The 22,726-nt window shown below is 43.9% G+C and carries 18 protein-coding genes and 2 pseudogenes; 9 read left to right on the top strand and 11 right to left on the bottom strand.

The window, feature by feature from the left end; all coding sequences use genetic code 11:
- Positions 1–69: 69 nt before the first annotated feature.
- The 4 genes and pseudogenes from P8O70_06110 (at position 70) to P8O70_06095 (ending at position 5,468) form a co-directional block, all read left to right on the top strand.
- Entirely contained in the window at positions 70–1,551 is a 1,482-nt protein-coding gene (locus P8O70_06110; GenBank protein ID MDG2196449.1) for a rhamnulokinase, read from the top strand.
- A gap of 35 nt (positions 1,552–1,586) precedes the next feature.
- Positions 1,587–3,737: pseudogene (locus tag P8O70_06105) on the top strand (bifunctional rhamnulose-1-phosphate aldolase/short-chain dehydrogenase).
- Between the two features lie 27 nt (positions 3,738–3,764).
- Entirely contained in the window at positions 3,765–4,676 is a 912-nt protein-coding gene (locus tag P8O70_06100) for an amidohydrolase family protein (protein MDG2196448.1), read from the top strand.
- A gap of 27 nt (positions 4,677–4,703) precedes the next feature.
- Positions 4,704–5,468, top strand: a complete 765-nt coding sequence (locus tag P8O70_06095; protein MDG2196447.1) for an SDR family oxidoreductase — start codon at positions 4,704–4,706, stop codon at positions 5,466–5,468.
- Between the two features lie 267 nt (positions 5,469–5,735).
- On the opposite strand, the pseudogene P8O70_06090 reads toward P8O70_06095, so the two are convergent.
- From P8O70_06090 to hisA, 4 genes and pseudogenes are all read right to left on the bottom strand, one after another.
- A pseudogene (locus P8O70_06090) lies at positions 5,736–6,350 on the bottom strand (5'-nucleotidase).
- Positions 6,351–6,371: 21 nt separating this feature from the next.
- On the bottom strand, positions 6,372–6,644 hold the full coding sequence (locus P8O70_06085) for a hypothetical protein (protein ID MDG2196446.1): 273 nt from the start codon (positions 6,642–6,644) through the stop codon (positions 6,372–6,374).
- 105 nt (positions 6,645–6,749) lie between these two features.
- Entirely contained in the window at positions 6,750–7,709 is a 960-nt protein-coding gene (locus P8O70_06080) for an aldo/keto reductase (protein MDG2196445.1), read from the bottom strand.
- A 172-nt stretch (positions 7,710–7,881) separates the two neighbouring features.
- Positions 7,882–8,616, bottom strand: a complete 735-nt coding sequence (hisA, locus tag P8O70_06075; protein MDG2196444.1) for a 1-(5-phosphoribosyl)-5-[(5-phosphoribosylamino)methylideneamino]imidazole-4-carboxamide isomerase — start codon at positions 8,614–8,616, stop codon at positions 7,882–7,884.
- A gap of 554 nt (positions 8,617–9,170) precedes the next feature.
- Between hisA and P8O70_06070 the strand changes: the two genes are divergently transcribed.
- Together P8O70_06070 and P8O70_06065 are read left to right on the top strand one after the other, a co-directional pair.
- Positions 9,171–9,794: a hypothetical protein gene (locus P8O70_06070; GenBank protein MDG2196443.1), complete on the top strand. Its 624-nt coding sequence runs from the start codon at positions 9,171–9,173 to the stop codon at positions 9,792–9,794.
- A gap of 59 nt (positions 9,795–9,853) precedes the next feature.
- Positions 9,854–10,336 carry a Smr/MutS family protein gene (locus tag P8O70_06065; protein ID MDG2196442.1) on the top strand — a complete coding sequence of 161 codons (483 nt, stop codon included), beginning with the start codon at positions 9,854–9,856 and terminating at the stop codon, positions 10,334–10,336.
- A gap of 32 nt (positions 10,337–10,368) precedes the next feature.
- Here P8O70_06065 and P8O70_06060 read toward each other — a convergent pair whose 3' ends face one another.
- Both P8O70_06060 and P8O70_06055 read right to left on the bottom strand, forming a co-directional pair.
- Positions 10,369–11,262, bottom strand: a complete 894-nt coding sequence (locus P8O70_06060; GenBank protein ID MDG2196441.1) for a homoserine O-succinyltransferase — start codon at positions 11,260–11,262, stop codon at positions 10,369–10,371.
- 83 nt (positions 11,263–11,345) lie between these two features.
- Entirely contained in the window at positions 11,346–12,677 is a 1,332-nt protein-coding gene (locus P8O70_06055) for an O-acetylhomoserine aminocarboxypropyltransferase/cysteine synthase (GenBank protein ID MDG2196440.1), read from the bottom strand.
- Positions 12,678–12,852: 175 nt separating this feature from the next.
- Between P8O70_06055 and pyrE the strand changes: the two genes are divergently transcribed.
- Positions 12,853–13,446: an orotate phosphoribosyltransferase gene (gene pyrE / locus P8O70_06050; protein ID MDG2196439.1), complete on the top strand. Its 594-nt coding sequence runs from the start codon at positions 12,853–12,855 to the stop codon at positions 13,444–13,446.
- The gene (gene pyrF / locus P8O70_06045; GenBank protein MDG2196438.1) at positions 13,443–14,126 is read left to right on the top strand and encodes an orotidine-5'-phosphate decarboxylase; all 684 of its coding nucleotides are present in this window, start codon (positions 13,443–13,445) and stop codon (positions 14,124–14,126) included. The genes pyrE and pyrF overlap by 4 nt, the downstream gene beginning before the upstream one ends.
- A gap of 378 nt (positions 14,127–14,504) precedes the next feature.
- Here pyrF and P8O70_06040 read toward each other — a convergent pair whose 3' ends face one another.
- From P8O70_06040 to P8O70_06020, 5 genes are read right to left on the bottom strand one after another with little or no spacing between them, the layout of a single operon-like run.
- On the bottom strand, positions 14,505–15,989 hold the full coding sequence (locus tag P8O70_06040) for a flagellar hook protein FlgE (protein MDG2196437.1): 1,485 nt from the start codon (positions 15,987–15,989) through the stop codon (positions 14,505–14,507).
- Positions 15,990–16,024: 35 nt separating this feature from the next.
- Positions 16,025–16,798, bottom strand: a complete 774-nt coding sequence (locus P8O70_06035; GenBank protein ID MDG2196436.1) for a flagellar hook assembly protein FlgD — start codon at positions 16,796–16,798, stop codon at positions 16,025–16,027.
- 18 nt (positions 16,799–16,816) lie between these two features.
- On the bottom strand, positions 16,817–18,577 hold the full coding sequence (locus tag P8O70_06030) for a flagellar hook-length control protein FliK (protein ID MDG2196435.1): 1,761 nt from the start codon (positions 18,575–18,577) through the stop codon (positions 16,817–16,819).
- Between the two features lie 18 nt (positions 18,578–18,595).
- Positions 18,596–19,198, bottom strand: coding sequence for a hypothetical protein (locus P8O70_06025; GenBank protein ID MDG2196434.1), 603 nt, complete (start codon positions 19,196–19,198; stop codon positions 18,596–18,598).
- A gap of 23 nt (positions 19,199–19,221) precedes the next feature.
- Complete coding sequence (locus P8O70_06020; GenBank protein ID MDG2196433.1) at positions 19,222–19,665, bottom strand: flagellar FliJ family protein; 444 nt, start codon at positions 19,663–19,665, stop codon at positions 19,222–19,224.
- A 251-nt stretch (positions 19,666–19,916) separates the two neighbouring features.
- On the opposite strand from P8O70_06020, the gene P8O70_06015 reads away from it, so the two are divergent.
- Complete coding sequence (locus P8O70_06015; protein MDG2196432.1) at positions 19,917–22,718, top strand: hypothetical protein; 2,802 nt, start codon at positions 19,917–19,919, stop codon at positions 22,716–22,718.
- Positions 22,719–22,726: the final 8 nt, after the last annotated feature.

The following is a 22,726-nucleotide window of genomic DNA, read 5'->3' as shown; positions in this document are numbered from 1 at the left end:
TATTTGTAAGCCCCACCAACACTTTCACTGGGATCAGATAAGTTTTAGAGGCTTCCCTACATTTCCCAAATGGTTCAAAAACAAGCTTATATTGCGCTGGATTGTGGTGCCGAAAGCGCTCGTGTAATGGTTGGAATTCTCCATCAACGACAACTTCAGCTAGAGGAAATTCATCGTTTTCCAACAGGTAGCATCTCTGTTGGAGAGTCTCTCCGTTGGGATGTCCTACAAATCTTTGAAGAACTCCGTATTGGTGTACGCAAGGCAGCTCAGCTCAACTTGCCAATTGCCAGTTTGAGTGCTGATTCATGGGGACTCGATTTTGTTCTTATTCGTGATCAAGAACCCATTCTTACTCCCCCACGGCACTATCGGGACCCACGCAATCTGGTCTCATACAAGAAGGTTTGTAAGCAACTCGGTGAAGATTTTATTTTTGAGGAAACTGGCATTCAGTTCATGCCAATCAATACAATCTATCAGCTCGCTGCTGCCCAAGAAGAGTGCCCTGAGTTGCTGACCTTTGCTAATAAACTGATCCCAATGGGTGATTGGTTCAACTACATGTTCTCTGGAGTCGCAGTGGGAGATGCTTCCATGGTTAGTACAACTCAGCTTTATAATCCCCGCAAGCATGAATGGTCTAAGCCGCTGATTGATGCCCTTGGATTGCCCTATGATCTTTTCCCAGAAATTGTACCCTGTGGATCGATACTCGGGCAAATTAATGAACAAGTTGCAGAGAGTACAGGCCTAGCAAGCAACACCAAAGTGATTGCAAGTTGCTCACATGACACAGGAGCAGCCGTAGTCGGTACTCCCGCACAAAGTGAACAAAAAGACTGGGCCTATCTTAGCTCTGGGACATGGTCCCTGTTAGGAATTGAATTGGCGGCACCTGTGATCACTTCCAAGAGCCGCCAGTACAACTTCACAAACGAGGTAGGATTAAACCATAGTATTCGTTTACTTAAAAATATCAGTGGTTTATGGGTTATACAGGAGTGTCGTCGCAAGTGGGCAAGAGAGGGGTGTTCTTACGATTATTCTACTCTCACCGAAATGGCATCGGTGGCATCCTCTCTACGATCTCTAATTAATCCCAACGATCCTCGGTTTGCTACAATCGGTGAAATGCCTGAAAAAATAGCAGCCTACTGTATTGAATCGAAACAACCCGTTCCTGAAAATCATGGAGCCTTTGTTCGGAGTTCACTGGAAAGTCTTTCGCTCTCATATCGAAAGGTACTTGATGAACTTGAGGAAACAACGGGGAAAAGCCTGCGAACGCTCCACATTGTTGGTGGCGGATCCAAGAACAAACTCCTGAATCAGCTAGCAGCCAATGCCACTGGACGTAGGGTCCTCAGTGGCCCGTCCGAAGCAACTGCAATTGGGAATGTTCTGATTCAAAGTCTTGCCCTCGGACATTTGAGTTCACTCTCAGAAATACGCCAAACTGTCCGAAACTCTTTTGAAATTGAAGAATATCTTCCCCAGGATCAATCGATCTGGGAAAAGGCCTATCAACGTTACCTGAAATTACCATGAAATACCCTACACCCTTGAATTGACCTTATCCGACCTGGGACACTAACTACGCAAATACACTTGATCCAGTTGGCAAACTGATCTACCACTCTAATTTGCTAGGGTCCGACCAACGGATAACTAACACTGGTGGAGGGAACACCTCTGCAAAATTACATGAAATTGATCCGCTTAGTAATGAGCAAACCGAGGTTCTTTGGGTTAAGGGATCAGGAGGAGATCTACGCACTTCCAAGCGTGAAAATTTCTCTTCTCTGTATCAGCAGAAATTGCTCAATCTGATCCCCAAATACACCTCTGCACCAGTGAAGGGCTACAAGACCAGCATAGAAGATCAGATGGTCGGCATGTACCCACACTGCACCTTCAATCTGAATCCTCGGGCTGCTTCGCTTGATACCCCCTTACATGCCTTCATCCCACACAAGCATGTCGATCATATGCATCCAAACTCTGTGATCGCTATTGCAGCTTCCAAGCGTTCCAAGGAGCTGACGAAAAAGATCTGGGGAGATGATTTGATCTGGTGGCCATGGCAACGACCAGGTTTTGATCTAGGACTGCAGTTGCAGAAGATTTGTAAAGATCACCCCAGCGCAAGGGGAATATTGCTTGGTGGCCATGGTGTAATCAACTGGGCTGAAAGTAACCAGGAGTGTTACGAATGGACGGTAGAGATCATCCAAAAAGCTGATGAGCATCTAGCCCAGCATGATAAAGGAGAGATGACTTTCGGTGGAATTCGCTATCCAGAACTAAACAAAGCTGCAAGCAGATCCACACTTGTTGAAATTCTGCCCTGGCTCCGTGGCCAGGTATCCAGCGATAAGCGACTTGTTGCGACTGTGCAAGATGGTGAGATGATGCGCTACTTCGTCAACTCTGAAGATGTTGTTCGTCTATCAGAATTGGGTACAAGTTGTCCAGATCACTTTCTGCGAACCAAGATCAAGCCAATGTATGTTCCTTGGGATCCTCACCGTCAAAGTCTGGATGATTTGAAAGAACTGATTTTGAAGGGGCTTGGTAATTATCGACAAGATTATTCTGCTTACTATGAGCGTTGTAAGCATGAAGATTCTCCTGCGCTCCGAAACACCAACCCCAGTGTTATCCTCATCCCAGGACTTGGGATGATTGCTTGGGGTAAAAACAAGAGTGAAAGCCGGGTAACCGCTGAGTTCTATAATTGTGCAATTGAAGTGATGCGGGGAGCTGAAGCAGTAGATGAATACGTTGCTATCGATCAGCAAGAAGCCTTTGATATAGAGTACTGGCTTCTGGAAGAAGCAAAGCTTCGGCGGATGCCTCCTGAACAGGAGTTGTCACGACAAGTCGCTGTGGTAATTGGAGCAGGCTCTGGGATTGGTAAATCTGTTTGCCACCGCTTGCTTGGGGAGGGATCTAATGTTGTCTGTGCAGATGCTAATTCCCTGGCCACCAAAACTACAGCTGAAGAGTTAGTGAAAAAAGTGGGAGTTGGCATTGGGGTGGCTGGCAGTAGGCTGAGCACCTGTGGTCCAACCCTCGCTAGATCAGCAGACATCACCAACAGTGAGAGTCTAAATCAGCTATTTGAAGATGTAGTGTTGGCTTACGGAGGGATGGACACTTTGATTATTACTGCCGGAGTGTTTTTTCCACCTGATGCAACTGGTCGTATCTCGGATAGTCAGTGGCGCCAGACTTACGATGTGAATGTGATCGGCCCTGCGATGGTTGCTGAAGAGGCCTACACAGTTTGGCTTAGACAAGAAATGCCTGCGAACCTTATTTTAACCTCATCTGTGAACGCAACTGTGAGTAAAGTGGGCAGCCTGGCCTATGATAGTTCGAAAGCTGCTTTGAATCATTTAGTCAGAGAATTGGCGGTTCAAATGGCTCCTCTGGTGCGGGTCAATGCGTTAGCACCTGCGACAGTGCTGGAAGGAAGCAGCATGTTCCCTAGAAAACGATTAATTTCCTCACTTTCAAAATATCAATTAACTTTCGATGAGCATGAGGATACTGAAATCCTGAGAAGGCGTCTGGCAGATTTCTATGCTCAGCGAACTCTGCTTAAATCAGAGATTTCACCAGAACACCAGGCAGAGGCAATTTTTCTGCTAGCCTCTGAACGTCTCTGTCGAACCACAGGACAACTTATCAACGTTGATGGGGGGTTGCACGAAGCTTTTGTGCGTTAGCATCTTTAAACAAAACACAGGGGAAGAATGAAAGTCTGGGATCCACATTTTCACATCTGGGATGTACGCCCAAACAGTCCGAGTGGCCATGATTCAGCCCAATTATTTGCTCCAGACGAAGACCCCATTTACACTATTCAACGCTATGAAACTGATCTTAGCATGGAAGGTTTTGAACTGATCGGAGGAACTTTTGTTGAGGCCGTCAGCGTATGCCACATAGAACACGATGGGCCTCTCTACGAAAATGCATGTTTAGCAGAAGCCAAGTGGGTTACTGATCAATGTTCACAATCAAGCCTCCCTTATCAGATTGTGGCTACAGGACCTCTGGAAAGCCCTGAGTGGCTGGTACTGTTAGCTCGGCTCCAGAAAATTCCGAATGTTTGTGGGATTCGTCAAATCTTGAACCATGAACCCTCCTGGCCCAGAAACAATCGACTTGGTAACTTGTTAGATTCGAACAAATGGCAACAAGGCTTTAGCACATTAGTTGAGGCAGGTTATTCGTTTGACTTGCAATGTAATCCCCATCAATACAAACAATCTGCTGAGATTTTTCAAAGAAATCCTGAAATTCCTGTGATTCTAAATCATCTGGGCACACCCAAAAGAGAAAATCTTTTGGAAGGACAGAAATATTGGGAAGGATTGCAAGCGTTGGCTAACCTTGAACAGGTATCGATAAAACTCTCAATGCTGACCTACCCAAACAAGCAGTGGCATAAGGATGCCCTCATCAAGGAGACAGTGAATAAGGTGATTGATTTATTCGGAGTCCAGCGCTGCATCTTCGCCTCAAATTATCCTGTAGAAAAACTGGACGGTTGGAATGCTCAAAGTATGTATCAAGAATTTCAACGACTAGTGGATCATCGAAGTCAAGAGGAACAAGAGGCTCTCTTTGCATTAAATGCAATGCGAATTTACAGAGCCTAATCTGACAGAATTTGCACAGAGGTAGTTATGAGACTGAAAAACAAGAACGCAATCATCACCGGATCTGGGGCAGGAATAGGTAAAGCAACAGCCCTACGTTTTGTAGAGGAAGGTGCTAGAGTAATGGTTGTTGACATCAATGGAGATGATGCCAAGCAGACTGCACAAATGCTTCGAGATGCAGGGGGACAAGCTGAATATCAGCAAGCAGATGTATCTGACTCCAAAGCAATTGAGATGGCCGTGCAAGCCACAATCTCATCCTTTGGAAGTCTTCAGATCCTTGTCAATAATGCAGCGGCTTTTGTTTTTGGCAAAATTGAGGAAGCTACCGCAGAGGACTGGCAAAAGGTTTTGGGAGTGAACATCATCGGTTATGCAAATATGGTTCAGGCTGTCTTACCACATCTGCGGGCCAATGGAGGTGGTGCCATCGTCAATGTGGCTTCTGTTAGTTCTTTTATTGCACAGCCGGCTTTTGTACCCTACAACACATCTAAAGGCGGAATTATGCAGATGACTCGTTGTCTTGCACTAGATTTAGCTTCAGAAAATATTCGAGTGAATGGTGTATGTCCGGGAGCAATTTTCACTCAAGCCAGCGAAAATCATATGAAATTCATCGGGATCAGTGTTGAAGAGGGCCGGACATTGTTCGGGCAGGATTCCCCAATGAAGCGGATGGGAGAGCCCGTCGAGATAGCCAATGGCATCCTCTTTCTCGCTTCAGATGAAGCCTCTTTCGTAACAGGCGCCCACCTGGTTATTGATGGAGGTGCGACCATTGATTAATGTAGCCAAATTATTTTTCCAGATGGTTCATCAAAGCTATAACGCTGTTTCAGTGAGATTTTAGTACCCTACTTAGCGCAGCTTGACAACTCTGCTATCTTCGTTAACGCCTTTTTCCTCTAAACCATAGGCTTCAGAAGCAGAAAGATGGAATGCGGACATGTATTCAGCGGACACATGCTGTTCACCATCAGTGTAACTGAATTCTGAAGAAAGACCAGGATCTCTAGTTGTGTCTGCACTTGGATAGTCGACTTTTTCTCCATATCATCTGCCTGCATAAAGATTCAAACGATTTGGATTACTCAACTCCTGGAAAGGATAATCATCTCCTCCGTTTGCCAAAAAATTCAGAGTCGCCATGTTGAATCTCTGATCTGGATTACCCAAAATATCATCGTCCTTGACGATCGTATCTTTGACAGTCCCATCTGAGTTAAGAATAACTAAAGATCTTACCCGCTGACCAGTACCGGAAGTTGATCTTGGTCTCATAGTGCTATCATAACTAAATTTCATTCCAGCTACATGTACAAAGCGCCCAGGTGTCCTTCCATCTGCTGTGTCTACAAGCCCATTCTCTAATAAATCTTTTAATTCTGCGGCCGTCACAGATACCACAACCAAGCCGTTGTCAAAACGTAGAGTTGCTCTAATATGGCCTTCACTCAACGCCCCCTCAGCAGTCTTAGCCTCTAGATTTGCTAACGGAGGAGCAAAGACGGCTTTACTGTAATCTGTAACACCAGGGGGGATTAGCGCCGAGCCAATTCCTGTTCTAATTCCACCCCCATTTTTTAAAGATAGGTGGACTGGTTTTTCACTCAATTCATTTGCGTACCACAAGTTCGCATCGGCACTTAAATTACCCAAATTGGTTTCTTCTGTTCTAACTTTGCTGCGTCACCCATCAAGGTAGACTTTTGTGTAACCTACGACATTCCCGAATTGACTTGTAATGACGTCCTGAACTGCATTCCTGATTGCAATCACCCCAACATTGCGAATACCCCCAAACGAATTTATAACTTCTTCAGTTGCAGCATATGCTGCGCTCATCTGTGGATCGATTGAATCTGGTTGAATATTTCCTTTTTCATCAAAAGTGATGACTAATCTGCCCAAATATTTATAGTCAGCATCAACATTGACAAGAATGACAGGGTTACCATCCACATCAGTTGTCTCATAAGGGTAATTTTCTGCAAAAGCTTTGTCTGTTACTAAATCATTGCTAAATACTGGTAAATGTGTTGTTGAACTCCAAACTACAACTCCTACTCAGCCTACTATTTTTTCGATCTCCTGTTTCACCTCAGGAGTAATCAATTCCAACACATCCAAGGATTTCATATTTTCATGGACTTGTTCCACTTGGCTTGCCCCTGTAATTGCGGTGGAAACGTTTGGATTACTCACACACCAAGCCAAAGCCAGTTGGGAAAGAGAACAGCCCAGTCGATCTGAAATGACTTTGAGGTTCCTCACCTTATTCAGGGTAGTCTGATCTGTTAGTTTCTCTCGGAGCCATTCATATCCAGGGAGGTTGGCTCGGCTGTCAGCCGGAATACCATCCAGATATTTGCCAGTTAACATGCCTGAGGCAAGCGGACTCCAAATTGTAGTGCCCATCTGATATTTTTTGAAAAGTGGAGCATATTCTTCCTCTAATCTTTCACGATGAAAAAGATGATACTGGGGTTGTTCCATCGTTGGTTTGTGAAGGTGATATCTTTCAGCGATTTCATAGGCCTCCAACAATTCCTGAGCAGACCACTCAGAAGTACCCCAATAATGAGCTTTCCCGGAACTAACCATTTCTGACATGGTAAAAACGGTTTCTTCAATAGGAGTTTCGGGATCAGGACGATGACAGAAAACAAGATCGATGAAATCCAGACCAAAGCGCTCAAGCGAGCGATCCATTGCTTGTCTGAGATATTTGCGATTCAAGGTGTTTTTCGTATTGACCCCCGGCACAATTCCCCAGAAAAACTTGGTGGAGACCAGATAGGTTTCACGGGCCCAGCCAAGTTCTTTTAGAGCTTGACCCATCAATTTTTCGGACTCTCCCCTTTCGTAGGCCTCTGCGTTATCAAAAAAATTCACCCCTGCCTCATGTGCTGCTTGCATGCAAGCTAGAGCATTATCCAAGGGGAGCTGTTTGGCAAAAGTAACCCAGGATCCGAAAGACAAAACACTCACTTTGATTCCTGCTTGACCCACCCTTCTATATTGCATCTCCATCCACTAACTCCTGATTACAAAATTTACTGATCCTGAACAACCAAATATGATATATCAAATTGATCTGTTAGAGACTATTCCTCTGAGGACCAAATTGGAATCATCAAAATATTTGAAGTGAAAAAAAAAAGAAAAATATCAATTTCTCTTTTCATACTGAAACATTTCAAGCCGCATATTTATTGAGCCACAAACACGCTTCTCTCAAATCCAACTGTCTTTCATAGATCGCTTTGCCCACGATTACTTCATCCACTCCGTCTCGCTCTAACTCCGCCAGTTGTTTTAAATCATCAAGTGAAGAAACTCCCCCGGATGCTGTTACTTTTAACCCAGTCGCTATCGCCATCCTCCGGAGTGAACTCAAATTTGGACCTGTCAACATACCATCGCAGGCAATATCGGTATAAATCACTCTGTTGATACCGAGTTGCTTCCACTGGTTTGCAAATTCCTCATCACTAAATTCTGTGACTTCTACCCAACCTGAGACAGCCACCTTCCCATCTTTAGCATCAAGACCCAAGATTAGTTGATTCTCAAACTTTTGAATTGCTTCCTCTAAAATCTTCGGATTTTTTACAGCAATCGTTCCGATAATAACGAAACTCACTCCCAAGTCGAAAACTCTTGATATGTCATCTAAACTTCGAATACCACCACCAAGTTCTAAAGGGACTTTGACTGCTTGAGCAATACGTTCCACTTGCTCCAAGTTTTTGGATTCACCTCGAAAAGCACCATCCAAGTCTACTAGATGAATTTGTTCAGCACCCTGCTCTTCAAAACTTAGAGCTGTTTCAACTGGGTCTTCCTCATACACTGTTTCCTGATCCTCTTTCCCCTGAAGTAAACGAACACAACAGCCATTTTTTAAGTCAATCGCAGGAATGATCTTCACTAAACCATCTCCAATTAATTCTTTTGCAAAACTTTACTTCGATTTCACCACACACCTAGATGGTGCATTTAAAAAGACCGTCCAGACAATCACCCATAAAAATGTGAGAGCTCCAAGCAAACAGCTTATTTTGATGCTCCAGCCTAAAAGACCAAGCCCCAAACCCAACCCAAGTTCCATGCGAAATGATTTATTGCTGAATGGTACTCTACAGAGACGACATCGACCTTGTAACCAGCAATAAGACCAAATCGGAATATTGTCGTACCAAGCTAATTGCGACCCACAATCAAAACAGAAAGATCTAGACGGAGACAAGCTATTCAATTTTTTCAATCTTTGAGCAAATTGATCACCACCATCGAGTGGGATTTGTTTTTGACGAATTCGTCTACGATCTAACACAGCTTGTAGGAAACTTCCCCAAATTGCCCCAATGGCGCAGAGTGCCAAGGCACGGAAAAAAGGCGGTGCATCTATTGCATGAGTCGGGAAATCTGTCACTGCGCCGGTGTTGGATTCATCGGTTTGTTACGATCATTCAGAGAGGTAGAATGTTCTCAAAACTACGATTGCTGCTGGTCTTGCTCATCGGATGGACCTTGACAGCCACAGCATACGGAGCCGTGGTTCACCTCAACAGTGGGGAATCGCTGAGTGGCCGCATTCAGGGTATGGACGAGCAGATGCTTTACCTTGAGTCAGATCGAGGATTCGGTGTACTCAAGGTTGAAAGAGTGGACATTCGCCTGATTGAATTTGAAGCTGCCGAAAGAAATCTTGCTCGAAAGCTCGGAATTGGCCTCCATTACCGTCCATCTGCGGTCCCAGAAGAGCGTATAAGTTTGAAAAACTGGCTAAGCCCTATTGATTCCCTCGAATTGTTGATTGGCTATCATGAAGAAATGGATATCACTCATTTCTCATTAGAAGGCCGATTCGCTCGAGTAGTTCTGAATGAAGGTGGACATAATCTCTTCCTCGGTGCTGGGGCTGGCTTCGAAAGCGAAGAAGATGAACGAGGGACTCTTTTCAGGCTCTTCACTGGTTCAGAATTTTTCCCTATCAACTACCCAAATGTTGGCTTGTCCGCAGAACTTGGGCTCCGACGTCAGCAGGGCCTCGGAAGCACAGAACAAGGATTTTACAACGCACTCGCCGCCCGCTATTATTTCTGAGAAAATTGATCAGGGGCAACTGTCCCTGTCTCCCTTACCTTTTTGGTCAGGAGGTGTCATTGAAGTCCAAAACCAACCCACCTCATAATCAAAGAAAATCCAGCCTTTCTTTCAATGATTCAACGACAGAATCAAATTGGATGGATCAAATCTTTACTAGTATTTGTAAAATTCCTGACAAAGAGGAAGATTCAGACCCAAGTTTATTGCCTGATCAGAAATCAAAACCAGCCAAAATAAAGACCTCTCGCAAAGCTTTTCAAAGCTATACCGCTCCTGACGAAACTCTTGATCTCCATGGTAAAAATCGGCACGAAGCTTTAATGCTGGTGGAGAATTACGTTCATTACGGTACTTTACACGGACTTGACTCACTATTGATTGTTACTGGTAAAGGCAACCGTTCACAAGCTGGCCCTGTGCTCAAGCAGATCGTAGAGCAGTGGCTGGTAAAAAATGGAAAAAAGTATATTGCACAGGTCCGAGAGGCTCCACCACGCTGGGGAGGTAATGGAGCGCTCTGGGTCATCTTTCGACGATGACTAATCACCTCTAGTCGATCTCTGTTTAACACTCACCTAGGCATACTGATCTGCTGATAACAGAACTTCAACCACTGGGTAAAAAAGGTATTGCGGTGCCCTCGCCAGCAGTTTAGTGGATTACTGAGATCAAAGTTCTCTGGAGGCAAAACATCTCCTGCTAGTTTATCGCGTTCAGCCTCATACACAATTCGCCTTGAATTGTACTCTGGATGACCGCTGTGCATCACGAATCGATGATCAGGAGTTTCAAAAATCGAATACCCAGCCCTTTCTCCATAGGCTAGCAGATTCAATTTTCCATCCCTTTGTGCTCCTTCCATCAGGCTGTCATCAATACCCGCATAGCGACTTTGTGGACACCAGAATTCATCATCCAGTTCTCCTGTAATAGGGTGTCCAAAATCAAGATTCTGCAGTTTAAAGAGACCAAATAGTTTGTTGTCGTAGGTCAACTTGTCCACTTCAAGCAGAAAAGCCAGAGCAAAAGCTCCCCAGCAAATCCCCAAAGTACTTGGACAATTTAATTGTGAGTCTTGAATGATCTTTGAAATCTCACTCAAGTAGCGCACTTCATGGAAATGAATTTTTTCAACTGGGGCGCCCGTAACAACCATACCATCCAGCCCAGATAACTGAGTTGCCTTTTCATAGGTCTGATAGAGGTCAGACATATGTTGTTGATCACCAGACAAGTACTCGTGTGATTCCAAACGAATCCAAACTGGCTCAACTTGAAGAATAGACAAACCCAGTGGATGGAGGAGATTGAACTCATAGTCCTTTCCAAAGGGCATGATATTCAAAATACCAATCCGCAAGGGACGAATATCCTGGCGCTCAGCATCCTCTGATGTAATCCAAGAAATACGTTCCTGACAAATAAGCGGAAAAATATGGTTTGACCGATCGATGACTAGGGTCATTTATGAAAGTTACTATCGGAATATTTGAAGAGGATAGATGGAGAGCGAGATCCCAATGAACCTCGCCTCCATTTATCTACAGTTTACGCAGCAGCTTTATCAAAGGCTTGTTGAAAGTCTTCACGAATGTCATCGATATGCTCAAGCCCAACAGAGACACGAACCATCGTTGGTTCCACACCTGCAGATCTCTGTTCCTGCTCACTGAGCTGCTGATGGGTCGTTGAAGCAGGATGAATAACCAATGTCTTGGCATCTCCTACATTGGCAAGGTGACTGGCTAATTCCAGTCCATCGATAAATTTAACCGCCTGCTCATAGCCACCTTTCATAGTGAAAGAGAACATCATTCCATGCCCGCGCTGGCTCATGTATTTTTTTGCCAGATCGTGGTAAGGGCTACTTTTCAATCCAGGATAACTTATAGATTCTACAGCCGGGTGAGCTTCAAGCCACTCTGCTAAAGCCTGAGCGTTCTCATTATGCCGTTCAACACGTAGAGATAATGTTTCCAAGCCCTGAAGCAACATGAAGGAATTGAATGGGCTCAAAGCTGATCCGTAATCTCTCAGACCTTCTACTCGGGCTCTAGTGATATATGCAATATTTAACTCGGCAGGCAATCCAAGCATTTGACAAACTGGACCCCCTGTTCCGAAGACCTCCCAGAATTTCATTCCATGGTAGCCCTCAGAAGGTTCTGTAAACAAGGGGAAGCGACCATTGCCCCAATTGAAGTTTCCTGCATCCACGATTACTCCACCGATACTGGTTCCGTGACCACCAATCCACTTGGTTGCAGATTCAACCACAACGTTCGCACCATAATCGATGGGTCGAAACAAGGCTCCACAAGCACCCAAAGTATTATCCACAATTAGAGGGATGCCATTCATTTCTGCAAGTCGAGCCAAGCCTTCAAAATCAGGAATATTGAACCTAGGATTACCCATCGTTTCGATATAAATTGCTTTTGTCTTATCATCAATCTTCTCTGCAAAACTATTTACTCCATCTCCATCGGCAAACCGAACACCCAATCCAAGATGCTTGAAGGAAACCTTGAACTGGTTATATGTTCCCCCATAGAGAAAGGATGTGCTGACAATGTTGTCACCAGTCTCCATAATATTCGTTAGAGCGAGAAATTGAGCTGATTGCCCTGATGCTGTTGCTAATGCAGCAACGCCTCCCTCTAGTGCTGCTACTCGCTTCTCGAAAACATCTGTAGTAGGGTTCATGATCCGTGTGTAGATGTTTCCAAATTCTTTTAAAGCAAATAGGTTTGCTCCGTGCTCTGCATTGTCAAAAGTATAAGATGTAGTTTGGTAGATTGGGACTGCACGGGATTTTGTTGTAGGATCAGGTACTTGGCCGGCATGTAATTGAAGAGTTTCGAAACGATGTTGGCTCATCATTTTTCTCTAGCTAGAAGAATATATTCTCAAGGCACAGTTCCGATTCTGCCCCAGATAAAAGAAATCAAGTTACTGAAAGCACTGGAAAAACGCAATCTTAGTGCATGATTGAAAAATTACCCAACTAAATACAATTCACTCTCCAAATCATTTCTTAGGATAACCGAGTTTTATGAATACGTTGCAGACGAATTTAGGGCAAGAGTTCTTAAAGTTTGCAGTTGAGTGTCAGGCCTTCAAATTTGGCGATTTTACTCTGAAAGATGGAAGCAATTCAGATGTTTTTTTTGACTCCTCATCATTCAACTCAGGAAAAAAGCTCAGAAAGCTTTCAAGATTTTTGGCGAAAGCCATTCAGCTAGAAATCCCAGAATGTAATTTGATCTATGGCAGCGCTTACAAGGGGATACCTCTGGCTTGTGTTGTGTCCGTAGAATTGGCTGAACTTCGAGGTAAAGACGTTGGTTATCTATTCGATCGTAAAGAGGTGAAGAAGCATGGAGACGGAGGAAGCTTTGTCGGTACGGTTCCTACAAGTCAAGATGTTATTGTCTTTGTAGATGATGTGATTACGAGTGCATCTACAAAAATCAATGGAATGGAAAAAGTCCTGAAGGCTTTTGATGTTAAATTTGAAGCTATTATCGTGGGAGTTGATCGACGTTCTCCTAGTGGTCTAGCTGTAAAAAATGTACCCGTCTATTCACTGACCACATTGCATGAGGCTAGAGATTTTCATTCATCAATCACAGGAGCCCGCTTATGAGTGAATTGATTGTAGCACTGGATGGCATGGCCCCGGATAAGGCTTTACAGTTGGCAAGTGACTTGTCCCATTTACAATCAAATGGGTTGTGGGGTTTTAAAATTGGTCACTCTCTGACTTTTGTGGGAACTGAATGGGTTGCTGAACTGAAAAAACTTGGGAAAGTCTTTGTCGACCTAAAACTATATGATATTCCGAACACGGTTGAAAATGCTGTCGTTTGGCTTTCGAGTTTAAATGTTGACTTAGCAACTGTGCATCTCTCAATGGGCCGATCAACACTAGAAAGGATTGCTGACAAAGGGGTAGGAATTCTAGGGGTTTCTCTCTTAACTTCTTCAATTCCTGATGAATGTAAAAGGATTTATGGAGGATCTCCTACTGAAACCCTCCTCAAGCTTTTTAGAGAAGCCAGCAAAACTGGAATAACTGGTGTTGTCTGTTCTCCACAGGACTTACATCTGCTTGATCAAACTGATCCGGATAGAACTCTATTAAGAGTTTGCCCGGGTATTCGGGGGTTCAAAGATGATAGAGGAGATCAGCAGCGTACTGTGACCCCTGCAAGGGCAGTCTCAGAGGGAGCTAATCTTTTGGTAGTAGGAAGGCCGATTGTGGGACGGACTGACTATTTGAATGCGGCTAATCTCATTTTGAACGAAATTAGCCTCATGAATTAGGGGATTGCGGACATATAAGACTGGGAACGTCCAATTATCAATTTGCGTGACGAACTTGGTCTTCTTCGGGGGGATTTATATTCAATCGTATTACCGAATCGCCCTACATTTTTCCTAATTGGTCTTTTAAGGGCAATGCCTTTTGCCCTGTCACCTTCAATCTGTGACATTTCGAAAATTAACCGTTGTGCTTCCATGCTTACAGCGGAAAATTGATCTACCTGATTTTGGGCTTCCGTTGTCTGTCCCATGACTCCGGTTTGCAGCCCAATTAGAATAGTAGCCACTAATAATGGCTTTCTCAGGAGATTAAATTCCATGGAAAGTTTCAACATGGCTGCAAAAATGTGTTGATGGCCCCTACAGAGGCTTCAAGAATTATCTCTTCATATTCACCAGGTCCGTGATCATTTCATCAGTTGCGGTGACGGTCTTCGCATTCGCTTGGAAAGCTCTTTGCGATTCGATCATTTTCACAAATTCTAGAGACAGATCCACGTTGGATTGCTCAAGACTCTTGCTACGCACCTCTCCGAATCCTGGTGTGCCCGGTTCACCCGCAACTTTCTTACCTGCTCCAAGAGATTCCTGAAGCATATTATCACCAATCTGCATCAGCTTGCCGGGATTGTCAAACTTTGTCAGGATCAGTCTGCCTACCGGCCTGCTGTAACCTGTATCAAATACTCCATTAACTGTGCCATCTGGTTCCACAAAGATATTTTCAAGTTGTCCAGAAGGATTACCATCTGCGTTGGCTTTGCTAACTGAGTATTGACCTGCAAATTGAGTTAAGCCATCGAGCCCAGTTCTAGGATCTGTGGGATCATCAGGGTTGTAACCATCACCTAAGTGAACACCAATCACAACAGGAGTTTCACCATTGAACGGTACTGCGAATTGAGGAACTCCAGTCTCCGGGTCAACAGGCTGGGGAACTAATCTAGGGGGGCCTGATGGAAGAGGATTCCCTTGAGCATCGACTCCTCCAGGTTGAGCTTCAAAGCTGCCACTAGTTGCAGCGATCAACTTTCCATCTTCAGTAAACTGCAGAAAGCCTCCACCAACTGCAATTTGATTCCCTGGCATCTGCCCGATCGAACCACCATCAAACATTAGATAGTACTCCCACTGATTAATCACACCTGTTCCAGGAATTGGCTGACCAGTTGCTGGATCGATTTGCTCTGGCAAGTCAGGGCGTTTTCTGAAGGCTGCCGTGGCTGTATGTGGGTCTCCGTATCGATCGTAGACCGTTACTGATGTCGAGAAGTTGTACATCGAGTCACGGACATTGGTCGGATCAAAAGGGACATCTTTGATTACTGCATTTGAATCCAAATTTGCGGATACTCGAATTCCAGTGCCATCAGCTCCGTTACCTGTTACCTGAGGCGGGTCCACTAATCCTAAAACTTTCAATGATCCAGGCAGACCCTTGCTTTCTTTGGTGTTTCGATCAACTTCAATTGCTTGTACACGCATTCCGCGTTCAGTGGAAAGAAAACCCTCTTTGTCAAAAGTAAATTGACCATTTCGACTATAAATTTCCTGGCCTGATCTAGGATTGATTAGAGTGAAAAACCCATTTCCACCAATTGCCATGTCCGTATGTGAACTTGTATTTTCAAAGGTGCCTTGAGTGAAGTCTTGCTTCACTGCACCGATTTTTACCCCATTAGTGACCTGAGTAAAAGATGCTCCCTGAGGATACTCATTCCCCATTACATCTTCGAATGCAACTTCATTTCTTTTAAAGCCAAAGGTGTTGACATTTGCGATGTTGTTACCAACGACAGCCATCGCTTTTCCGTGAGTTCGAACGCCACTGGCGCCTGTTTGCAATGATCCAAGTAGTGCCATGAATTGCTCCTAATTAGTTGCTATGGGGAAAGAATTTATTCTTGGTCTCTTAAGCGGCCATAAGCTTGACGAAGTTGCAGTTCTGTATGCAGGGGCATCGGCTGGGCTTGTGCGAATCTTCGATCTGTCTTATCACCCAATCCTTTGATATCTCCTGTTGAGATCCACTCATTGTTCACTTTGATTTGTGCACCTCCACCTTCAAAACGAATATCCTGAACCTGTCCTGACTTTGAGAGCAGAGTATCTACAAATGCTCCTTCTTGTGTTCTGGCAACCACGTTAACTGAGTATGTGCCATCAGTTAGAGGGTCACCTTCGTTATCCATGCCATCCCAGAGCACATTGTGATGACCTTGACTTCTTGCTTCTTGGGGGATTTGACGAACGACATCACCAATGTCATTCATAATTTGAATAACAACTTCATCTGCATCACCAACCAGTTCATAAGAAACTGGGGCGGATGCTCCGTTCATCAGTTGAATTTCTTTTGCTTGAACCTCTACATCCTTACCTAAGAAACCAGCAGAACCTGAACGCATCAATTGTTCTTGATAATTCAGCAGCGAATCGGTCTTAGCATTTAGATTTTGGAGTTGTTCCACCGTACCCAGTGAAGCCATCTGCTGCATCATGCTGTCCGTGTTCATTGGATCCATCGGATCTTGATGGGACATTTGTGTCATTAGCAAATTCAGAAAGTCCTGCTTACCAAGTTCTTTGCCATCTTTTGAATTATTAGTGGCCAGTTGACGTTGGGATGTCTGCGCAACATTAATAGTTTGATTGACATCATTGATATTCATCAAAATCTCCTTTTTGCATCAAGCATAGAGGTTCAAGCTGCCGTCTGAGCGGGTTTGTGGACGAACTACTGAAGCACTCTCCTGAGCAGCGTTCAATCTTTGTTTTTGACTGACTGCCGTTGTATCCTCCTGGTAACGGCCCTGATTCGCAAACGCCTGTGAATCTGCGTCTGAGCGTGCATCAATATTCACAGTGAGCTCCATTTCAGAGAAATTAAATTCTTTATCAAGGAAACGATTTCGAAGTTGTTCCAGATCTGATTCAACAAGTTGTTTCACGTGAGGATTTTCAACCTGCATCTCAACCTGCAAGCGATCGCCAAGCTGCTTTACTTTCATTGTCAATGTCCCCAACTCATCAGGGCGCAAACGCAACGTCACTTCTTGGGATTCTCCTTCTCTACCTTTCCGAAGATTGCGCGTCAATTGAGACATATCAAACGGAGATTCTGCCAACAAATCCTCAACTTGCGCAAAGGTCATACCACTTGCAGATTTGGCGTCAGACGCCGATGCAATCTTTGAGAGTTGGCTTTGGGGGAGATTGCCAGAATTATTTGATTCCTGTTCTCCATTGTTGAGAAAATCTTTTACACTTGCATTCTCACGCTGTTGCTGCATTTCCAGAGCAATGGCATTCAATCCACTCATCGATGTGGCTAAGCGGGCATGGTCGATGGAATTGGCATTAGTTGAAGTATTGCCACCAAGAATCATTTGTTGAGCTTTTAGTGATTCTAAAGTTTGTTCTGCCTCAAGATTCTTTCCATCAACATGTTGATGCATCAGGATTTCTTCAAGCTTTTGTTGCTGCGTCAAATCTTTATGAATCGCTAATCCTGACGAGTTTTTTAAGATTTCCTGTTTAGAAAAAGCCGCTTTCGTAGCAGCTTCCAATTCTTGATTCACAAGCCGGTTTGCTTTAGCCATCTGAATTTGTTCTTCGATACTCATTTCAGCGCGATCAGAATCAATTGTGCCAGAATTGAATCTAGGATCATTGGCATCAAGTTCTTCAGCTTTCTGCGCTTCTGTCAAATTCATCAAATTCTTACGTTCTTTGAGGGCTACGAGTTCAAGATCAGGATTCCCACTTTCTGAACTGTCCCCAACTTTCTCTTTTAATTCGCCGAGATTTGGATCGTTAGCTCGAGAACTAGAACCACTACCAAAACCGTTCACAGTGATACTACCGTCATTGCGCACTTCCTCTCCGGTCGGTTCTCCAAATCCAGAAAATCCAAGATCGCGCTCTAGTCTAGCTGCATCACCTTCCTCTAAATTCAGGGTGGCTAGAAGTGCAGTGAAAGCTTCCTGATCTTCAGCAATTAATTCTTCAGAAGGTTTTTTACCACTTAGCAAACCTTCAATCAGTGCTCGCAATCTAGCCAGTTCTACTGATTGTTCTTCAGTAAGTCCGCCAACAAATTCACTGTCATTAAACTCAAGTACCTTGGCTTTCTCATCCAGTGCTCGCAACGCTCTTTCCAAGACAGCTATTTCTTCTGGTCCCCGTGGCATCTCCTCATCTGAGTCAACAATCTTGATACGATGATCACCTTTGCTCTCCTTACCTTCGGCTATCTTTCTACGGATCTCTTCTCGGTTGTCTGGTCTGGTTTCTACAGGATCACGCACATTTGAACTTGTTTCCAAATATTCTTGATCTGAACCATCAGCCTGCTGCAAAGTTTCCTTGAAAGAACTACTGTATGGTTCAAGCTTCTTTGCCAACGGAGATTTGCTAGAAGTGGGAGCTAGTTGTAAGGCATCTATCATCTTTGGGGCTCCTAGTTTTTAGCGCTTGCGCGCAATTGAGTCTATCAATTCTGAGGATCGCTCTGCAGTCATACTCTCTAGTACTGCAGATGCTTGTTTATCTTTCATTCTCATTAAGATATTCACAGCTGTTTTTTGATCTAAATTTACTATTGATAAAGCTGCAGCTGCAGGATCCATCCGAGTGTAAAAAGAAACAGCTTTTTCAAGCTGCTCAATATCCTGAGCCTTCTTCGTTTCAATCGACTGCTCAATATCCTGTTGTATTCGCTCAAGTTGAACTATCTGCCGTTGAACGTCCTCCTGAAGGGCCTGTAATTGGGTTTCGCGGCGATCAAGATCACGTCCTCTTCTCTCTAGATTTTCCTGCTGCTCAACCAATCTGGTTAGAACCTGACGCTCTGTAGCAGTCAACCTCAAAGGTTTTTTTGCAGCCACCTCATCTTCCTGAGTGACATACGCACAGAATTCAATCCCGAAATCTGCACACAGTTCCCCAATCCATTGTTGCCCTTCTTCAAGAGTGGTTGGAATGCTATAAGCGGGCCTTGCCACCAGTAGAGAGATTACCAGCAAGGGCATCATGAGTTGAAGAGAAATACGATGTGAATGAAGAAACATTGGCTGATGTGTTCTATTTCGAATTAGGATTCCTGACGATAACGTCTTAGATTCAGTGAAACTTCGTCTAACTCAAAAGTTTCCTCTCTTTGAAGCTTCTCCCTCTGTCTGAGTTCGTGCTTCTCACGCAAAATCTCCAGAACGCGCTTCTGCTGAGTTGCCGAAACCAGTTCTTGCCTGCGACGTTCCATCAACTCTTGCTGTTCAATCATTTGATCTTGCACTACATTTTGGTGATATTTCAGCCGCTGGCCGAATCCATTCGCTCCAGCCAAGTCAGCAATCGTGAAACCATTTCGCTTAGCTAGATCGACAGCAGAATTGTTTTCTTGAAATGCTTCTTCCAAAATATTCAATTGATCCGTCAATCTCTGGGTGACCTGTACTTGTTCAGCAAAGGATTTTTGGTATAGTTTCTCAAGTCTCTCGCGAACTTTCAGCGCTGTTTGGAGCTTAAATTTGTTCATATCCTACAGTGAATTTGCAAAAATTTTATTGGTTCGGGTCGGTTTGCAAAAAGTGCACAAAGCTGTTTTTAGACTTCCCACCCTAGAATCTAGCAAAGTTAAATCTTTGAGAAAAAGTCGGATCCCAACACCCAAATAAAGACCCTAATAAATTCATGGTAGAACCCAATCATGAAGAACAACTAAGTTCTGGATTTGAATCAATTTCTCAGAGAGGTTTAAAAATCTCTCCTGGATTAAAGTCTTGGATTATGTGTTCTCCATTCCCCCAGCAGGCAATAGCTGATCTAGAGAATCTACTCGAATATTTTCCCAATTGCCTTGAAGGCAATGAATCAGTTGTCAATCAATCATTAGCCGTCCTTGGTTATAGCCATTTTCTTTCCAGAAGACTGATTCGCTATCCAAGTTGGGTTAAGGAACTACAGGAATCAAACAATTTAGACCGACCCAGATTCGATGATGAACTATCAAAGATTCTGATTAGCAGAATTAACTCTCAAACGATCTGGCGTTCTAAAGATCTGAGAAATCTCCTCAGACGGTTCAAATACCAAGAATATTACCGACTGACCGTCCGTGATTTGCTAAATCTCGCAACAGAAGAAGTAATTTTGGCAGAACTTACATCGTTGACAAAAATCACACTTGACTGGGCATTTCGTGCAGCCACTTTGGAGGCTAAACAGTTTGAACTTTCAAGCAAAGATCTGTTGGCAAATGGAATACGGCCACCTTTTCTCATCCTAGGTATGGGCAAATTGGGCGGCCAAGAAATAAATTATTCATCCGATGTTGATCTGATATTTGTTCATGATGAAAATCCCATCACAGGCGATGAAGCAAAAGATCAAAAGCTGCGTCAAAAAATTGCTAGAATTTTTATTGAGTGGTGCACCGAGCACACAGAAGAAGGTTTTTTAGCTCGTGTTGACATGCGCTTGCGTCCTGGTGGTGATACCTCAGCTCTCGTTTTACCATTACAGCAGGTAGAGGCTTACTACTGGTCAAGAGCAGCACTTTGGGAGCAACAAGCCTTGATTAAGGCATCTTATGTTGCTGGAGACAAGGAAATTAGTGAGATTTTTTTCAGATCCATCAACCCTTATATTTACCGAAAAAGTGTCGACGAAAATCTTCTAGAAGGCGTTGTTGAGATCAAAGAAAAGATTGAAAAAGAGCATCTTCGGGAGAGTCAACTCAACGTAAAGTTAGGTGTTGGTGGGATTCGAGAGGTCGAATTTTTTGTTCAAATTTTTCAATTGCTTTATGGAGGCATCCGCTCTGAGTTGCGAGAACAAAATACCTTGAAGGTGTTATCTGCCCTAACCCAAGCAGGTATTCTTTCTGTCGAAGATGGGAGTACACTTAGAGAGTGCTACCTCATCTTACGAAAGTATGAGCATCGATTACAGATGATCGATGAACAGCAAATTCACACTTTGCCAAGTACTCAATTTGAGCAACAGTGCTTTGCACGGATGATGGGGTTCTACTCTTCAAATGCAGAGGCGGATCGGCAGAGCATGTTTCATCATCTCCGCAACACCATGGCAAAAGTCCGCAGCATCTTTGGAGGTTTGTTTGACCAAAAGCATCTTGAAGTTGAGGCAGCACTTCGCAACAGCACAAGACTCCGGAATTTCAAACCTGAAGAGGCTCATTTACTGGAGTCATTGGCAAGACAACTCACTCCTATCCTTCGTCAATCTGGACAAGATCTACTAGACAAGCGATTCTTTCGACTTTTCGAAACCATAGGTGCACAGCTCGAGAAATACAGGCCCCTTTTCGATCATCCAGCCTCTTGGAGTCGCTTAGCCTCGATTGCTGCAACCAGTGACACCTTGTGGAACCACCTACTGACAAACACAGACTTGCTGAACAAACTTGAGCCTAAAGCATTACGAATTGATGCTAAACATTTGAAGGAAGAAGTTGACAGAGCTTTAGATAAATGCGCTCATCAGGAAGAGGAATTGGATGCCATTCGACGCTTCAAACATACCCAGACCTTCCTCTTAGGCAGTGCAGAATTAGATGGTCTTCTTGAATACAATCAGGCACGTCAAGGCTTGACGATACTTGCTGAGATTGTTCTTCAAAAGGCTCATGAAGTTTGTTTTCGCGACCTCATTCAGCGTCATGGCATACCGAGAGATGAAAATGGGGAACCTGCAAAATTCAGTATTGTTGGCATGGGAAAGCTTGGGGGGAGAGAGTTAACCTATCATTCCGATTTAGATCTTATTTTTCTTTATTCAGGTATTGGAGAAACTGATGGGCAGTTACAAGTATCTAATCAACTCTTTTACGCAAAACTTATTCAGCGCATTATATCTTTTCTGTCCTCGGTTACTAGTTGTGGGTACGCATACAAATTAGATACAAGGTTGAGACCCTCTGGAAATGCAGGCGTACTCGTTACAACGATTAGTTCATTCGATGCTTACCATCAACAATCAAAGCCCTGGGAACATCAGGCACTTATTAAAGCTAGGGTAGTAGGAGGGGACGTAGATGAAAAGTGGAGAGAATCTGTAGACAAGTTGTTATCAAAATCAGCTTATGAATGGGAAATTCCAGATGATCTGCATCTGAAAATCGCCTATCTGAGAGGACGCAAAGAAGAAGAACTTTCAGGAGAGACCTTTGAACAAAAGAACTTGAAGGAGGGGAAGGGTGGCTTACTAGACATTGAATTTTTGACACAGTATCTTCAATTAAAGTTTGTTCAAAGATTTCCCAAACTACGTACTCCCGAGACGTTGAAAGCTTTGGAAGTTATTAGAAAGGAAGCGCTTATTTCCTCATATGAAGCCACTTTTTTACAAGAAGCTTATCGCTGGATTAGGCAAATTGAAACAGCTCTTCGTCTTTTGTTTGACCAGTCAGTAAACACCCTAAACTTCAATAGAACTCAAACGTTGCATTTGGAAACTCTTCTCCCTCGCCAAGGGCAATTTGATGATATCACCAGTACTTTAGGACAAACCTCTGACAAAGTCCGTCTGATTTACGAACAAGTCATGAAAGTTGACAAAAGAACCTGAATGGCTAA

The sequence above is a fragment of the SAR324 cluster bacterium genome, assembly GCA_029245725.1.
Classification (GTDB): domain Bacteria; phylum SAR324; class SAR324; order SAR324; family NAC60-12; genus JCVI-SCAAA005.
Note: the sequence above shows the minus strand (reverse complement) of the source record. Positions and strands in the feature narration are given on the sequence as shown.

Bases quoted from the DNA above. Each gene is read 5' to 3' on its own strand.
- P8O70_06015 (MDG2196432.1), top strand. From the start codon at position 19,917: ATGTGTTCTCCATTCCCCCAGCAGGCAATAGCTGATCTAGAGAATCTA.
- P8O70_06100 (MDG2196448.1), top strand. From the start codon at position 3,765: ATGAAAGTCTGGGATCCACATTTTCACATCTGGGATGTACGCCCAAAC.
- P8O70_06025 (MDG2196434.1), bottom strand. From the start codon at position 19,198: ATGTTTCTTCATTCACATCGTATTTCTCTTCAACTCATGATGCCCTTG.
- P8O70_06020 (MDG2196433.1), bottom strand. From the start codon at position 19,665: ATGAACAAATTTAAGCTCCAAACAGCGCTGAAAGTTCGCGAGAGACTT.
- P8O70_06070 (MDG2196443.1), top strand. From the start codon at position 9,171: ATGTTCTCAAAACTACGATTGCTGCTGGTCTTGCTCATCGGATGGACC.
- P8O70_06040 (MDG2196437.1), bottom strand. From the start codon at position 15,989: ATGGCACTACTTGGATCATTGCAAACAGGCGCCAGTGGCGTTCGAACT.
- P8O70_06095 (MDG2196447.1), top strand. From the start codon at position 4,704: ATGAGACTGAAAAACAAGAACGCAATCATCACCGGATCTGGGGCAGGA.
- pyrE (MDG2196439.1), top strand. From the start codon at position 12,853: ATGAATACGTTGCAGACGAATTTAGGGCAAGAGTTCTTAAAGTTTGCA.
- P8O70_06035 (MDG2196436.1), bottom strand. From the start codon at position 16,798: ATGAATATCAATGATGTCAATCAAACTATTAATGTTGCGCAGACATCC.
- P8O70_06080 (MDG2196445.1), bottom strand. From the start codon at position 7,709: ATGCAATATAGAAGGGTGGGTCAAGCAGGAATCAAAGTGAGTGTTTTG.
- P8O70_06055 (MDG2196440.1), bottom strand. From the start codon at position 12,677: ATGAGCCAACATCGTTTCGAAACTCTTCAATTACATGCCGGCCAAGTA.
- P8O70_06060 (MDG2196441.1), bottom strand. From the start codon at position 11,262: ATGACCCTAGTCATCGATCGGTCAAACCATATTTTTCCGCTTATTTGT.
- P8O70_06110 (MDG2196449.1), top strand. From the start codon at position 70: ATGGTTCAAAAACAAGCTTATATTGCGCTGGATTGTGGTGCCGAAAGC.
- P8O70_06030 (MDG2196435.1), bottom strand. From the start codon at position 18,577: ATGATAGATGCCTTACAACTAGCTCCCACTTCTAGCAAATCTCCGTTG.
- pyrF (MDG2196438.1), top strand. From the start codon at position 13,443: ATGAGTGAATTGATTGTAGCACTGGATGGCATGGCCCCGGATAAGGCT.